This window comes from Mycobacterium arosiense ATCC BAA-1401 = DSM 45069 (genome assembly GCF_002086125.1).
Taxonomy (GTDB): Bacteria; Actinomycetota; Actinomycetes; order Mycobacteriales; family Mycobacteriaceae; genus Mycobacterium; species Mycobacterium arosiense.
In genome coordinates, this window is the sequence record NZ_MVHG01000017.1 from 58,176 (window position 1) to 73,047 (window position 14,872).

At 65.8% G+C, this 14,872-nt stretch carries 15 protein-coding genes and 1 pseudogene; 9 read left to right on the forward strand and 7 right to left on the reverse strand.

Features of this window, described 5'->3' with window-relative positions:
• Positions 1 to 122: 122 nt before the first annotated feature.
• From BST14_RS10195 to BST14_RS10225, 9 genes and pseudogenes are all read left to right on the forward strand, one after another.
• A complete protein-coding gene (locus BST14_RS10195) occupies positions 123 to 1,508 on the forward strand; it encodes a tetratricopeptide repeat protein (protein WP_211280695.1) in 1,386 nt (461 codons plus the stop codon).
• A gap of 31 nt (positions 1,509 to 1,539) precedes the next feature.
• Positions 1,540 to 1,713 carry a hypothetical protein gene (locus BST14_RS30330; protein WP_169926070.1) on the forward strand — a complete coding sequence of 58 codons (174 nt, stop codon included), beginning with the start codon at positions 1,540 to 1,542 and terminating at the stop codon, positions 1,711 to 1,713.
• Positions 1,714 to 1,750: 37 nt separating this feature from the next.
• Positions 1,751 to 2,176 carry a hypothetical protein gene (locus BST14_RS10200; RefSeq protein ID WP_083064386.1) on the forward strand — a complete coding sequence of 142 codons (426 nt, stop codon included), beginning with the start codon at positions 1,751 to 1,753 and terminating at the stop codon, positions 2,174 to 2,176.
• A 207-nt stretch (positions 2,177 to 2,383) separates the two neighbouring features.
• Positions 2,384 to 2,827 (forward strand): MmpS family transport accessory protein, encoded by a 444-nt coding sequence (locus BST14_RS10205; protein ID WP_211280691.1) that lies wholly within the window; start codon positions 2,384 to 2,386, stop codon positions 2,825 to 2,827.
• Positions 2,824 to 5,652: an MMPL/RND family transporter gene (locus BST14_RS10210; protein WP_083064388.1), complete on the forward strand. Its 2,829-nt coding sequence runs from the start codon at positions 2,824 to 2,826 to the stop codon at positions 5,650 to 5,652. The genes BST14_RS10205 and BST14_RS10210 overlap by 4 nt, the downstream gene beginning before the upstream one ends.
• A gap of 225 nt (positions 5,653 to 5,877) precedes the next feature.
• Positions 5,878 to 6,003 (forward strand): annotated as a pseudogene (locus BST14_RS32620) (SDR family NAD(P)-dependent oxidoreductase); the annotation flags it as partial.
• Positions 6,003 to 6,152 (forward strand): hypothetical protein, encoded by a 150-nt coding sequence (locus tag BST14_RS32625; RefSeq protein ID WP_245845364.1) that lies wholly within the window; start codon positions 6,003 to 6,005, stop codon positions 6,150 to 6,152. The pseudogene BST14_RS32620 and the gene BST14_RS32625, both read left to right, overlap by 1 nt.
• A gap of 86 nt (positions 6,153 to 6,238) precedes the next feature.
• Positions 6,239 to 9,115: an ATP-binding cassette domain-containing protein gene (locus tag BST14_RS10220; protein ID WP_142279341.1), complete on the forward strand. Its 2,877-nt coding sequence runs from the start codon at positions 6,239 to 6,241 to the stop codon at positions 9,113 to 9,115.
• Between the two features lie 109 nt (positions 9,116 to 9,224).
• Complete coding sequence (locus tag BST14_RS10225) at positions 9,225 to 9,386, forward strand: ferredoxin (protein WP_083064389.1); 162 nt, start codon at positions 9,225 to 9,227, stop codon at positions 9,384 to 9,386.
• A 56-nt stretch (positions 9,387 to 9,442) separates the two neighbouring features.
• On the opposite strand, the gene BST14_RS10230 is transcribed toward BST14_RS10225, so the two are convergent.
• The 7 genes from BST14_RS10230 to BST14_RS10260 all read right to left on the reverse strand — a co-directional run bounded on the left by BST14_RS10230 (position 9,443) and on the right by BST14_RS10260 (position 14,871).
• Positions 9,443 to 9,994 (reverse strand): carboxymuconolactone decarboxylase family protein, encoded by a 552-nt coding sequence (locus BST14_RS10230; protein WP_083064390.1) that lies wholly within the window; start codon positions 9,992 to 9,994, stop codon positions 9,443 to 9,445.
• Between the two features lies 1 nt (position 9,995).
• Positions 9,996 to 10,841, reverse strand: a complete 846-nt coding sequence (locus tag BST14_RS10235; protein ID WP_083064391.1) for a TauD/TfdA dioxygenase family protein — start codon at positions 10,839 to 10,841, stop codon at positions 9,996 to 9,998.
• Between the two features lie 42 nt (positions 10,842 to 10,883).
• Positions 10,884 to 11,222, reverse strand: a complete 339-nt coding sequence (locus BST14_RS10240; RefSeq protein ID WP_083064392.1) for a hypothetical protein — start codon at positions 11,220 to 11,222, stop codon at positions 10,884 to 10,886.
• Positions 11,219 to 12,481 carry an aromatic ring-hydroxylating oxygenase subunit alpha gene (locus tag BST14_RS10245; RefSeq protein WP_083064393.1) on the reverse strand — a complete coding sequence of 421 codons (1,263 nt, stop codon included), beginning with the start codon at positions 12,479 to 12,481 and terminating at the stop codon, positions 11,219 to 11,221. Before BST14_RS10245 ends, BST14_RS10240 begins: the two co-directional genes overlap by 4 nt.
• A 13-nt stretch (positions 12,482 to 12,494) precedes the next feature.
• Positions 12,495 to 13,238, reverse strand: a complete 744-nt coding sequence (locus tag BST14_RS10250; protein WP_083064394.1) for an SDR family NAD(P)-dependent oxidoreductase — start codon at positions 13,236 to 13,238, stop codon at positions 12,495 to 12,497.
• 22 nt (positions 13,239 to 13,260) lie between these two features.
• A complete protein-coding gene (locus BST14_RS10255) occupies positions 13,261 to 14,349 on the reverse strand; it encodes a ferredoxin--NADP reductase (RefSeq protein ID WP_083064395.1) in 1,089 nt (362 codons plus the stop codon).
• 69 nt (positions 14,350 to 14,418) lie between these two features.
• On the reverse strand, positions 14,419 to 14,871 hold the full coding sequence (locus tag BST14_RS10260) for a MarR family winged helix-turn-helix transcriptional regulator (protein WP_083064396.1): 453 nt from the start codon (positions 14,869 to 14,871) through the stop codon (positions 14,419 to 14,421).
• Position 14,872 lies beyond the last annotated feature (1 nt).

A 14,872-nucleotide genomic window follows, 5' to 3' on the forward strand; every position in this document is an offset into this window, starting at 1 on the left:
GAGGGTGCAGTGGACGTTGTCGCGGCCCCGCCGCAAGGATCTACAGAACGACTCGTGGCAGGAGAGATGTGACCTTACGCTTGCGCAGCCTGGTCCTGGCCCCGTTGGCCGTGGCACTGGCCATGCTGCTCGCGCCGACCGCGACGGCCGACGCCTACACAGACCAGCTGGTGAGCAGGTTCGACGGCCAGACGCATGTGGTGGCCGATCCCGGTGCCAGACCGCCGCTGCAGAACCCCGACAAGCTGAACCAGCAGATTCTCACCAGCTCGTGGCGATGGAGTGCGGGGCCACCGGTCTGGGTGGCGGCCGTGTCGCCCGCCCAGAGCGGGATCACCACCGCCGATGCCGTACACGCCGCGATGCTGGGCCGCAACGCCGGATTCGGCGGCGTCATCCTCGTCATCGACGCTCGCGGCTACCACGTGCGCGCCTACAACGTGCCCAGGGCGATTGCGGACAACGTTGACCAGTTCATGCGCCAGTCGGCGAGGGACCACCGCAACGACCCGTACGGCGCCACGAGCGCCTTCGTCGCCAGGCTGGCGAGCGCCGACGCGGGCCCCGCCGGACCGGCGGCCACGTCTGCGGTCGCGCGCGAAAAGCACGACGAGTGGGCGTGGTTGAAGGTGACGCTGGTCATTCTCGGCATCGCGCTGGGCTTGGCAGGCCTGTTCTGGTTCGCCGTGGGCCGAAATCGCAAGCATCGCAAGGACGCCGAGGCGCGTGAGGAAATCAAGCAGGAATTGATCGCGGCCACGTCGAACGTCAGCGACCTGGACAACGCGGTACTCACCGCTGGCGGGATCGATGTCGGCGCCGAGTCGTTGAAAGCCAACGCCAGCCTCTACGACGCCCGAAAAGCTTATGAGAAAGGCGATTACGGCTCCGCGCGAGCGCACTTGCGGGTGGTCGAGTCCACGGTCGCCAAGGCCAACCGGAAGCTCGACCCACCCCAACCCGACGTCGCAGCCGTGACTTCGGTCCCGGTCGATGACCGCAAACAGGCCACGGTACGCACGAAGAACCCCGACACCGGCGAAACGGTGACGATCAACAACAACAACTACAGCACCACCGCCCAGCCGGGTTACCCGTACTACTACGGCGGTGGTTACCACAACGGGATCTTCTTCTACCCCGGCTATTACCCGTACGCGTTCTGGGGTCCCGGCTGGACGTGGGCGCTGGCCGACGTGCTGCTGATGGACGCGCTGCTGGACGACCATTGGGGCGGTAGCTACGAGCGCGGCTTCGAGGCCGGCCGCGACTCGGCGTTCGCTGATGCCACCAGCTATGACGGCGGACAGGCAACCGGCTACGACAGCCCCCCGGCCGACGTCGGGTTCGCGGGCAACGACGCCACGTTTTCCGGCGGTGGTGACGTGGGCTTTGGCGGCGGGTGGGACTCGGGAGGCGGTTGGGACTCCAGCGGTTCGGACTTCGGCGGCGGTTCGGACTTCGGCGGCGGGTCGGATTCGGGCGGCGGCGGTGACTTCGGGTTTTGAGGTCTCGTCGTCGAGAAGTTACGTTCCTGCGATGAGTACGGACAAGATCAATCGCGCCATCCTGCTCACCATGGTGGTGATCGGAACGGTCGCTTATGGCGTGCTGTACAGCCACGCCTCGATTGTCTTCAAGCTCCTGGTGCCGCTCGGTCTGATCGCCTTGCTCGGACTGATCATCCGCGACGTGATCAGGGATCGGGGATAATCTTCATCGAGTCCGACAGCCGAGCAAGGACTGGAGAATGAATACGTATTTCTATGGTCTGTTGACCCTGATCACCCTCGGCCTGGCCGTGACGTTGGCCGCCGTCGCAGCCGTGTACGTAAATCGCTTGGAGCGCCGAACGACTGCTCCGGTCAGTGAAGAAATCGGCAGCGCCAAAGCGGTTTTGCAGAAGGTCCGCAACGGCGAACCGATGTCGCGGGACGAGGTGGACTACGCGAAACAGGTCGTTGCCGACCGCGGTTCGTTGATGACCCTGTGCATTCCCGGCGCGTTGTTCATGCTGGGTTGCTTTTTCGTCTTCGGCAGTCTCTACCACCTGCATGGGGCGACACCCTCGGAGCGGACATTCCTCGGGGTGATCCCCATGTTTACCTCGACGAACCTGGCCATTCAGATTCGCCGCAGCGCGCGGCTACGGCGCCGGCTGAAGACGCTGGCCTGACGCAACACGAGACCGGCCATGCGGCGCCCGCACCGGCAGCCGGGTGGGCCCGCGGGTTTCGAGGTCGTGTCCGGGTTGCGGTGTTCGGAGTCTTTGCACCATGATGTGTGTCAATTGAGCACATGACCGTCTACTATTTGGCGGATGCGAGGGCGAGGGCGGGGGAACGAACAGGATGTCCGGACCCGGGCCGCGAGAGGTGATCGAATGAGCCCTCGTTCAGTCGGGCGGACCGTCCTGGCGCGGACCTGGATGCCGTTGGTCGCCGTCGTCGCGGTCGGCGTGGGTCTGCTGTGCATGTACAAGGTGCACCAGTTCTCCGAACCGGAGCCGGTGATCACCGTCAACGGTCCGCAGGCCCCCGAGCAGTTCAACCCCAAGCGGATCACCTATGAGGTGTTCGGCTCCCCGGGGCAGGGCGGCAAGCTCGTCTACATCGACATCGAGGGCCACCCGCATCAGGTTGATTTCACGACCCTGCCCTGGACCCACACCGAGACCACCACGCTCACCGTGGCGTCCGGCAGCATCTCGGTGCACGTCCGCGGCGGCCAGGTCGGTTGCCGGATGCTGGTGGACGGCGTGATCCGCGACGAACACTCGGATGACCATCAGGACGCCGACGTGCAGTGCAGGGTGAAGTCGGCATGACCGAGCATCGCCTCGACGATCGCGGAGTCAAGCGTCCCCTTATCCCGAAAATGGTGCGCGCCCTGGCGATTCCGATCATCTTCTTCTGGGGCTTGCTCGCCGTCACCACGAATGCCTTTATGCCCCAAGTGGAACGGGTGGCGGAAGAACTCGCCGGACCCATGGTCCCGCACTATGCCCCCTCGCAGCGGGCGCTGCTGCACATCGGCGAAAAGTTTCACGAATCCAACTCGACCAACCTGACCATGGTGGTGTTCGAGGCGAACCGGCCGCTGGGCGACCAGGATCACCGGTACTACGACGACCTGATGCGTCGCCTCGAACGCGACACCAAACACGTGCAATACGTGATGGATTTGTGGGGCAAGCCGTTTACCGCGGCGGGGGCGCAAAGCGTCGATGGCAAGTGCACTTACGTGCTCCTTCGTCTCGCCGGCGACATCGGCCAGATTCAGGCGAACCAGTCCGTCGACGCCGTCCGCGACATCATCAAGAAAGACACGCCGCCACCGGGCCTCAAGGTCTACGTCAGCGGTGCGGCTCCCCTGGCCTCCGACACGCTCGCTATCGCCAACGCCAGCCTGAACAACGTCACGATCGTCACGATCATTCTCATCCTCGTGATGCTGCTCCTGGTGTACCGCACCCCGTCGACCCTGCTGGTGCCGTTGCTCGGCGTCCTCATCGAGATGCTCGTCGCCAAGGGCGTCGTCTCGACCCTCGGACATTACGGGTACATCGAATTGTCGTCGTTCGCGGTGAACATCGTCATCGCACTGACCCTGGGGGCGGGGACGGATTACGGCATATTTCTGATGGGCCGCTACCACGAGGCGCGCCAGGCCGGCGAGAGCCGGGAGGACAGCTTCTACATCGCCTATAAGGGCGTGGCGCCCATCATCATCGGCTCCGGTTTGACGATCGCCGGCGCGTGCTACTGCTTGACGTTCGCGCGCCTGAATTACTTCCACACCATGGGGCCCGCCGTCGCGATCACCATGCTGTTCACCATCGCCGCGGCGATGACGCTGGGTCCGGCGGTCTTGACCGTCGGCAGCCTCTTCGGGATGTTCGACCCGCGAACCAGCACCAAAGGATTTCTGTATCGGCGCATCGGTGCGAGCGTGGTGCGGTGGCCGGTGCCGATCCTGGTGGCCAGTTCCGCCGTCGTCATGCTCGGCGCGATCTTCGTGCCGAGCTACCGGCAGAACTACGACGACCGCCAATACCAACCTGTCGGCGCGCCCGCCAATCTCGGTTTCCAGGCCGCCGACCGGCACTTCCCCAAGAGCAAGCTCTTCTCCGAGATGCTGATGGTCGAGACCGATCACGACATGCGCAACTCGGCCGACTTCATCTCGCTGGACCGTGTCGCCAAGGCGCTGATCCGGCTGCACGGCGTGGCGATGGTGCAGGGCATGACGCGGCCCTTGGGCCGCGCGCTCGAGCACGCCAGCATTCCCTACCTGTTCACCACGCAGGGCAGCGGCAACGGTCAACAACTCCCGTTCAACAGGGAGCAGAACTCCAACACCGATGCCCAGGCAGACATCCAGGCGCACTCCGTGGCGGTGCTACGCAAAGAGATCGGCTTCTTCCAGAAGGTGTCCGACGAACTGCACCAGACGGTGCTCACCGTCGAGGACCTGAAACGGATCAGCAACGAGATGAACGAGGAAGTCTCGAACCTCGACGATTTCTTCCGCCCCGTCAAAAGCTACTTCTATTGGGAGAAGCACTGTTTCGACATCCCCATCTGCTGGGCGTTCAGATCGCTGTGGGACACGATCGATCACATAGACCACCTCGCCGAAGATATCGACAAAGCCGAAATCTCCCTCGCGGAGGTGGATAAGGCCTTCCCACAGATCATCGCCCAACTGAAGGCCACCGCCGACGACACCGAGGCGCTGCAGCTGAAGTTGGTCAACAGTTACGGGTCGGCGGATCTGCAGTCCATCCAGACCGACCAGACGTTCGACGACCTGATCAACGTGGGCAACGACTTCGACAGGTCTCGCAGCGACGACTATTTCTACATCCCGCACGAGGGCTTTGACAACGAGGACGTCAAGGCGGGCATGAAGCTGATGATGTCGCCGGACGGCAAAGCCGCCCGCTTCATCGTCACCCATGAGGGTGACGCGATGGGCCCCGAAGGGGTCGAGCATGTGGAACAGTTCCCCGACGCGATTAAGACGATCCTGAAGGAGACGTCGCTGGCCGGCGCCCGGGTCTACATCGGCGGCTCGGGATCCAATGACAAGGACATCAAGCAATACGCCATGTCGGATCTGTTGATCGCGGCGATCGCGGCCTTCGTGCTGATCTTCCTGATCATGTTGTTCATCACGCGAAGCCTGGTGGCGGCCTTGGTGATTCCCGGCACCGTGGCCTTCTCCTACGCCGGGGCGTTCGGCCTGTCCATTCTCTTGTGGCAACATCTCATCGGCCTGCATCTGCATTGGCTGGTGCTGCCGCTGACCTTCATCATCCTGGTGGCCGTCGGATCGGACTACAACCTGCTGCTGATCAACCGGGTCAAAGAGGAGTTGCACGGCGGGATCCACACCGGTCTCATCCGCGCGCTCGGCAGCACCGGCGGAGTGGTGACCTCGGCCGGTTTGGTGTTCGCCTTCACCATGCTGGCGATGCTCACCAGCGATCTGAGGACGATCGGGCAGGTGGGATCGACCGTGTGCATCGGCCTGCTGCTCGACACTCTGATCGTGCGGTCGTTCGTCGTGCCGTCCATCCTGCGGATTTTGGGACCGTGGTTCTGGTGGCCGACGCTCGTGCGTCCCCGCCCACTGCCGCAGCGGTGATGCCAATCTGACGAATCGTTGAGCGGATTGAACACATCTCATTAACGTGTTCACATGTCGACGACGACGCCGCGTGAGGCGATCCGCGCCGCCACAGCCTCCGCGACGGTCCCGACACAGGAGGCCAGATCCCATGAGCGACAACGACAAACCCTTGGCCGGCCGGGTTGCGTTCGTCACCGGCGCCGCGCGCGGACAGGGCCGCTCGCATTGCGTGCGGCTGGCGCCAGCGACTTCGGCGTGGTCGGGCTGACGAATTCGCTGGCGGTGGAACTGGGCGGATACGGCATCCGGGTCAACTCGGTGCACCCGTACGGCACCGACACGTCCATGGGCAACGACCCCTCGATGTGGCAGTTTTCGCCGACAACCAGACCTACACTCACAGCTTCTCCCCCGGCGCGTTGCCCACCGACTCGCTGGCCGACCCGAACCTGGTCTCCGACATCGTCTTGTGGCTCGCCAGCAACGCCTCCGCGCTGGTGACGGCGCGCTGGTGACGGCCGCGCAGATTCCCGCCGACAAGGGCTACCTGAAGATCTAAGCGCCAACGGGCGGGCCGGGCGACGCCGGGCATAATCGTGTCGTGAAGGCGCCCGACACTGCGATGCCGAAAACGCGGGCCGGATCGCTGCGACCCGGCGAGCTGGCGCAGGCATCGGTGATGGGCGCTTTGTGCGCCGCGATCGCCATCATCGCCGTCGTCCTTCCGCACGGCGGGGGGCTGGGCCTGCTCGGCAGCGTGCCGACCGGGCTGCTGGCCTACCGCTACCGGATCCGCGTTCTGATCGCCGGTACGGTCGCCGCCGGTGTGATCGGCTTCCTGGTCGTCGGCCTGAGCGGCTTGGGAGCGATCGCGCTCTGCGCCTATGTCGGTGGGCTGGCCGGAACCGTCAAGCGCCACCGCCGCGGCACCCCCACTGTGATCGCGGTGTCGTTCGGCGCGGGCGTCGTCGTCGGCGCCGGGATGGTCGCCGCGCTGACCCTGCTGACCCGGTTCCGGCAGCTCGCCTTCCACGCCGCCAGCGCCACGGTGGACGGGGCCGCGACGGTCGCATCGCGGGTGGCGCAGCTGCGCGCACCCGCGCAACAGTTCAAGGCGTTCTTCGCCGAGGCGCTGCACTACTGGCAGTGGCTCGTCCTGGGCTACGCCGTCTTCGTCGTCGTGGGCGCTTCGCTGGTCGGTTGGTGGGCGTTGTCCCGGGTGCTGGAGCGACTGCGCGGCGTTCCCGACGTGCACAAGCTCGACGCGCCGGCAAGCAGCGGCCCGATCCGGCCCGTCCCGGTACGCCTGAAGCGGGTGCGGCTGCGCTATCCGCACGCCGACCACGACGCGCTACGCGCGGTCAACCTGGACGTGCAGACGGGTGAACACATCGCGGTCACCGGGGCCAACGGTTCCGGGAAAACCACGCTGATGTTGATCCTGGCCGGGCGGAAACCGACATCGGGGGTTGTCGAGCGTCCGGGGGCGGTGGGGCTCGGTGAGCTCGGCGGCACCGCGGTCATCATGCAGCACCCGGAAAGCCAGGTGCTGGGCACCCGGGTCGCCGACGATGTGGTCTGGGGATTGCCACCGGGCAAGAGCACCGACATCCCCCGGCTACTCGGCGAGGTCGGGCTGGAAGCGCTGGCCGAGCGGGACACGGGCAGCCTGTCCGGCGGGGAGCTGCAGCGCCTGGCCGTCGCCGCGGCGCTGGCGCGCGAGCCGGCGCTGCTGATCGCCGACGAGGTCACCAGCATGGTCGACCGGCAGGGCCGGGAGCAATTGCTCGCCGTCCTGTCCGGCCTCACCGAGCGCCACCAAACGGCCCTGGTGCACATCACGCACTACAACGACGAGGCCGAATACGCCGACCGCGCAATCAATCTCGGTGACGTGTCGGTGGACACCGACCTGGTCCGCAGCGCGACCGCGCCGGCTCCGACGGTGACGGACGGACGTCCCGGCAGCGCGCCGGTGCTCGAACTCGTCCGTGTCGGACACGAATACGCCAGCGGCACCCCCTGGGCCCAGACCGCGCTGCGCGATGTCAGCTTCGCGGTGCACGAGGGCGACGGGCTGTTGATCCACGGCGGCAACGGTTCCGGCAAATCGACGCTGGCGTGGATCATGGCCGGGTTGACCGTGCCGGCCACCGGCGCCTGCCTGCTGGACGGGCGCCCGACCGCTGACCAGGTCGGAGCGGTCGCGCTCCAGTTCCAGGCGGCCCGGCTGCAACTGATGCGCAGCCGGGTCGACCTGGAAGTGGCCTCGGCGGCCGGGTTTTCGCCCACCGATCAGGCACGGGTGATTGCGGCGCTGGCCGCCGTCGGCCTGGACGCCGGGCTGGCCAAGCGGCGCATCGACCAGCTCAGCGGCGGACAGATGCGTCGCGTGGTCCTGGCCGGACTGCTGGCGCGGTCACCGCGGGTGTTGATCCTGGACGAGCCGCTGGCAGGGCTGGATGCCGCCAGTCAGCGCGGCCTGGTCGGGCTGCTGGCCCAGCGGCGCCGTGACACCGGCCTGACGGTGGTGGTCATTTCGCATGACTTCGCCGGGCTTCAGGAGCTGTGCCCACGCACCCTGCACCTGCGTGACGGTTCGCTGGACCCGTCCCCGGCCCAGCACAATGCGGTGGCCAGCACCCCGCCGGCGACACACCCGGCCGGCCGCCGTCGCCCCTTCGTGCTGCTGCGGCCGGTGCCGGGCACCTCACCCATCCACGAGCTGTGGGCCGGGACAAAACTGCTTGCGGTATTTGTCTTTTCGCTGCTGTTGACCTTCTTTCCGGGATGGGTGGCGATCGGGCTCACGGCAGCGCTGGCGGCGACGGGAATCCGGCTCGCCCGTATCCCGCGGGGGGTGCTGCCGTCGGTGCCGCGCTGGCTGTGGATCGTGCTGGTGATCGTCGGCGCCAACGCGGCATTCGCCGGCGGAAGTCCGTACATCCAGCTGGGCTCGGCCTCGCTGGGCCTCGGCGGGCTGCTGGACTTTCTCCGCATCACCGTGCTGTCGGTGGCGCTGCTTGCCCTGGGCGCCCTGGTGTCGTGGACCACCAATGTCGCCGAAATCGCCCCGGCGGTGGCCACTTTGGGCCGCTTCCTGCGGCCACTGCGGATACCGGTCGACGACTGGTCGGTCGCATTGGCGCTCGCGCTGCGCACCTTCCCGATGCTCATCGACGAATTCCGGGTGCTCTTCGCCGCCCGCCGGTTGCGGCCCAAGCAGCCCCCGCGAACCCACTGGGCCCGGCTGCGGCGTCCGGCGGCGGACGTGATCGACGTGGTCGTCGCCGTCATCACGGTGACACTGCGGCGCGCCGACGAGATGGGCGACGCGATCACCGCCCGCGGCGGCACCGGCCAGATCTCGGCCGCCCCGTCGCGGCCGAAACCCGCCGACTGGGTGGCGTTTTCGATCGTGTTGGCGGTGTGCGGGACCGCGCTGGCAACCGAGATCGCGTTGGTCGCCGGTCACTGAGGGCCAAAACAGAGGTCGTTTCTCGCCCAACCGCTCTAGGCTAGCGTTTACACAAGTTGTACTGTGAAAACTCCGAGTCTCGGCGAGGGATCGGAGAAGGAGGATCTTCATGCGGCCGGTAGTGAACCTGGATCGGTGCGAAGGCAATGCCTACTGCGTGAACATCGCGCCGGATGTCTTCCGGCTCGACGATGACGACTACGCGGTGGTCATCGCCGATCCGGTGCCCGTCGAGCAGGAGGCGCTGGTCGAGCGGGCGATCGCCGAATGAGCCCGCGCCGCCCTGTCCCGCGAGGACTAGCGCGCAGCGCGGCCCGGCAGGCGCGGCTAGCCCTGCTCCTCCTGAATGCCGAACGTGTTGACCGCCAAAGCCAGCAAGAGGTAGCCACCGATGGTGAAGGTCAGGTCCATGCACTGCTGCTCGGTGAACAACTCACACAGCAGATCCCAGGTCGCTTGGCTGATCGTGCTGTCCCCGGTCAGATCGTCGACAGCCCGGACCACGGCCTGGTCGGTCCGCTCGGCGCAGCGTCCGGATGCGATGTCGTCGATCTCGGATTCGGACAGGCCCGCACGCAGGGCGATCGGGATGTGGTGTGACCACAAGTAGCCGCAATTGCTGCGGTGCACCACGCGCAGCAGCGCGACTTCTCGGATCCGGGGCGACAGCGTCGACCGGGTGAGCAGGTAGGCGTTGAACGGTAGATAGGCCGCGGTCAGCTCGGGATGGCGGACCATGGTCGCCAAAATATTGCCCGCACCAACGGGATTCGCCCGCCCGGCCGGGATCAGGGACGCCAGCGCGGCACGCGCGCCCTCGTCCCACTGGTCGGCGGGCAACGGTGACAGGCGCAGGGGAGGTCCGTCGGACGCGGTCATGCTACTGGATCGGTTCGTCGCCGAGCACGGTGGTGCGCAGCATTTCGCGTTGTGAGTCCGGATCGTACGGGGCCGCGCGGTGCAGCACCCCGCGGTTGTCCCAGATGACGGTGTCGCCGACCGACCAGCTGTGGCTGTACACCTTGTCGGGCACCGTTGCGCGCGCGAGGAGCTCGTCCAGCAGGGCGCGTCCCTCGTCGAGGCCCATGCCGACGACGTAATCCGCGGAGGCGCCCAGCACCAGCGATTTGCGGCCGCTGCGGTGGGTCCACACCAGCGGATGCTCGTGCGTGCGCCGGGACCGCCAGCGCTGCACCTGTTCCGGCGAGGGGTCGGGGTAGACGCGGCGCTGGGACGCTTCCAGCGAGTGCACCACCCGCAGCGTGCCGAACCGCTCCTTCTCGTCGTCGGTAAGGGCGTCATAGGCGGCGTAGGAGTTGGCGAATTCGGTTTCGCCGCCCCATTCGGCGACCTGCACCGCCGACAACACGGTGGCCTTCTGCGGGCATTCGTCGCCCAGCGGTGTGCAGCCGTCGATGTGCCAGTCGAAGGTGGCCTTCAAATAGGCGGCCGAGGCGTTCTTGGATTTGTCCAACGTGATCGGGTAGATGCCGGCCACCGGATGGTGGCCGTCGGAGGAGTGGTCGATCTCGCCGAGGCGGCGGCAGAAGTCGACCTGGGCCACCGGGTCGAGCCGCAGACCGCGGAAGACCAGAACGCCGTTGTCCTCCAACGCATCCAGGACGGCTGCACCCACCGACTCGTCACCCGCCAGTGCGGCCGGCTCAAGACCCGCGACTTCGGCGCCGACGGATTCGGTGAGCTTGGTGATGGTGAGCAGACTCATCGTCGCTCCTTTCGAAGAAAGGGATGTCTGGTGGCTGAAACGTCAGGGCACCGGACCACCGGTGCGGATCATGACCGCGTCGGCGGCATCGACCGGGGCGGGTTGATGCATGATCTCCACCGCCATGGCGACCATGATCAGCGAATAGATCATGTGCAACAGGTTCAGCGCGTCGTCGGGCACATTGTCCAGGGGAAACTTGTCGCAGTAATCGATCGCCTCTTCGAGGCGGGGGAAGAACGCGTCGTAGAAGTCGCGCAGCTGCGGCATCGGGGCGTTCATCCGAGCGTTCCAGCGTTCGGTTTCGGTTGCCAGGCACCAGGTTTGGGCATAGCCCTCCAGCTCGGCGAAGGCGCTGGGCAGCATCGGATCCATGGTCACACCCCCACCGAATCCCGTTCGCGCCGATAGGCTTCGACCCAGTCGACGGCGACCTTATGCAGATGGCGCACCAGGATCTCCTGATCGTTGAGGGGGAACTCGTCGACGATGCCGTACTCGAGCGCCGCCTGCGTCCCGCCGAGCATCCCGGCGTCCTGCAGCGCAAACTCTTTCAGCACCACCGAGGCGACCTCGTGCTCGATACGCTCGCGCACGGTGCGCGCCGGATGGAAGTAGGTATACGCCTCGAACCGGTGCGTGTTGTGCGAGGTCGGCCAGTACCGGTACAGCAGATACCAGCCGCCATAGATCAGGACCTCGGTGTTCGGGAAGATCTGGAAATTGCTGATCCCCCAGGGCTCGATACCCCCGGGGTTAACCCCGGCCGGCAGTTCGCCGATGTCGGGCGTTCGCCACGGACCCACCAGGCCGCTGCGGGTGGCCCTTTCGATCGGATACATGTATTCCGGTGGCAGCAGCCAGCGGCGCCGTCCGGCCGTGGAGACCAGTCGGTGCGGGCCGTCGAGTTGGAAGTGGCCGCAAGTGAATCCGGCGTTGGGGTCGCGCACCTCGGCGGGCACCTGTTGTGAGTGCAGCGAGGGCACGTGGTAATACTCCTGGAAGGCGTCGGCGAAGATCTTCCAGTTGCTGTTGTTGTGGGCCACCCAGTCGTAGCGCTCGGTCAACTTGTCGAACGGGTAACCGTCGAGGCCGGTGATCATCGGACCGAGGAACTCACGCAGGCCCTGCCGCGGTTCGGCGTCGAGGTTGATGAAGACGAAGCCGTTCCACACGTCGCAGTGCACCGGACGCAATCCGTACTGCGCGACGTCGAGGTCGAAGAACTCCGATTCCTGCTGGACGAACTTCAACGCACCCTGTAGGTCGTAGCGCCAACCGTGGTACTTGCAGGTGAACTGCCGACACGTCCCTTTGGTCTCCTCGCCGGGAAAATCGTTCCACACCAGCTTGTTTCCGCGGTGGCGGCACACGTTGTAGAACGCGCGGATTTGCTCGTCCCTGCCTTTGACCAGGATCACCGATACGCCGGCGACTTCGATCTCCTTGGTCAGGTAGCTACCGACACGCGGAAGTTCCTCGACGCGCGCCACGTTGAGCCACGCCCGTTTGAAGATCGCCTCGCGCTCGAGTTCGTAGAACTCCCGAGACGTCGAATCCCTGAAAGAGACTGGACCGGTTCCCAATTCGGGATAGTGCTCGGTCCACGAGCCCTCCGGGGTCCTTCCTGCTCTGGTCATCGAATCCTCACTATCACATCACCGCTCCGCCGTTGACGCCCAAGACCTGGCCGGTGATGAACCTTGCTTCTTCCGAACACAAAAACCCTACGGCCGCGGCGATGTCGGCTCCGGTGCCGAGGTAGCCCAACGGGATATTGCTGGCCATTTGCTCGTTGGATGGCAGGTAGCCGGCGGCCTGACCCTGGTGCTGCATCGGGGTTTCGATGCCCGAGGGCGGAATGTTGTTCACCGTGATCCCGTGCGGCGCGTATTCGCGGGCCAGAGATTTGGTCAAGGTGATCACCGCGCCTTTGGAAGCCGCATAGTGGGCGGCGAAGGGCGAGCCCCGCTGGGCGCTCGACGACGAGATCATCACGATTCTCCCCCAGCCCGCCTCCAGCATGTCCGGCAGCGCAACCTGGCAACAATGAAAGGTGCCGGTGAGATTGACGTCGACGATCCGCGACCAGGTTTCGGCGCTGATCTCCAGGAAGGGCGAATAATCGAATACGCCGGCACTGGTCACCAGGACAGTCACCGGACCCAGTTCGCTGCGCACCTTCGCGAAGGCCTGCTCCACGGCGGACCGATCGGTGACGTCGGCGCCCGCCCCGAGCGCCGTCACGCCGTTGGCACGCAGATCGTCGGTGACGCGTTGTGCGGCATGCTCGTTGACATCCAGGACCGCAACCTTGAGTCCGCGCCGGCCCAATTCATGGCATGTCGCCTCGCCCATACCCGAGGCACCGCCGGTCACCACCGCCACCCTGGTCATCGACTCCGCTCCACCTTTTCCCTCACTCGTAGACCACCCGCACCGTTGGGCTGGTGGGCAGGGCCTGACACGTCAGCACCCAGCCGTCCGCGACCTCGTCCGGATCGAGCGCATCGTTATTGATCATCCGGGCGCTACCCTGGGTCAGGCGGCCCATACACGTTCCGCACGAACCGATTTCACACGACGACGGCGCCCGCAGGCCGGCCATACGGGCCGTCTGCAGCAACGTGTTGCCAGGATCATACCGCGCCGTTGTCGTCGCTCCGTCCAGCACGATGGTGACCTCGTCGGTAACCACCTCGGTGTCGGTCGGTGCCGCCGCCGCAACGTCGTTCACGTCGAAGTGCTCGATGTGCAGCCGATCGGCCGGCGTGCCCGTTGCGCCCAGAGCGTTGCGCACCGTCTCCATGAACGCGTTGGGCCCGCAGATGTATACGTTGGCGTCGCCGGCGTCTCGAATGAACGCCTCGACGTCGGCGCGGGTGACGAAGCCGCTGTTGTCGTCGAGGTGGTGGTGCAGGACGAAACGATCGGCGTGCTGCGTGGCCAGCGACGCCAACGCATCGTCGAAGATCACCGCATCACGGCTGCGGTTGGCGTAGAACAGTCGCGTGGCGCGGGTGCCGGACATCAGCGCGGTGCGCAGCAGCGAAAACACCGGCGTGATACCGCTTCCCCCGGCGAATGCGATCAGATCCCGATCGTCGTCGCGCAGCACGAAGCGACCTTGTGGCGGCAGGGCGGGCAACTGGCCGCCGGGCGCGGCGGTGTCATTCAGCCAGTTCGACACCACACCGTCACCGTCGCGTTTGACGGTGACCTGCAGATCTTCGCCGGGTGCAGACGACATCGAGTAACACCGTCGATGTTCGCACCCGCCGACACTAACCAGCAGCGTCAGGAACTGACCGGCTTGGTAGGCGAACTGCTCCGCGTGGCTCTGCGGGACCTCGAGGACGATCGAGACGGCGTCGCTGGTCTCGCGAATGACGCGTTTGATCCGCAGTGGGACAAAGCCATTCGGCAACGCAGCCGTGTCGACACCGCCGACGGCGGCGGCGGTCGCCGTCGCGGAGCCGACGTTCGCTGTCGCGCGGTTTGCAGCCATCTCCGCCAGAGTATCAACTACTTGTGATTAGTCTCAAGTACTAGATACAGGTCGCCCGTCGAACCACGGTCACCCCTCGACGTGATCGTTGAACAGTTCATGACCGGTGCCCTTTTCGACCACCCGGCCCAGCAATTCACGCAGGGTTCGTTGCTCCTGCTCGGTCAGCACACCGAACACCTCCTGGTGGGCGGCGATCGCGTCGCTGACCACCGTTTCGGCGACCTTGCGGCCTTCGCCCGTCAGGTAGGCCCGCAGGATGCGCGCGTGCTGGGGATCCTGTTTTCTTTCCACCAGGCCGCGGCGTTCCAGCGCGGTGAGCGCGAGTTGGACGCCCTGCGGGCTGATCAGCAGGCGCCGCGCGAGTTCGGCGCCGGACAAGCCGGGTTCGTTGGCCAGCTGGCGCAGCACACCGATTTGGGCCGTGCTCACGCCGTGTTCGCGCATCGCCTCGTTGATGGTGGTCAGCGAGTAGTAAAAGGCCTGCTTGAGCAGCCACAGGATGTTGTCGGTGAGTTCCATA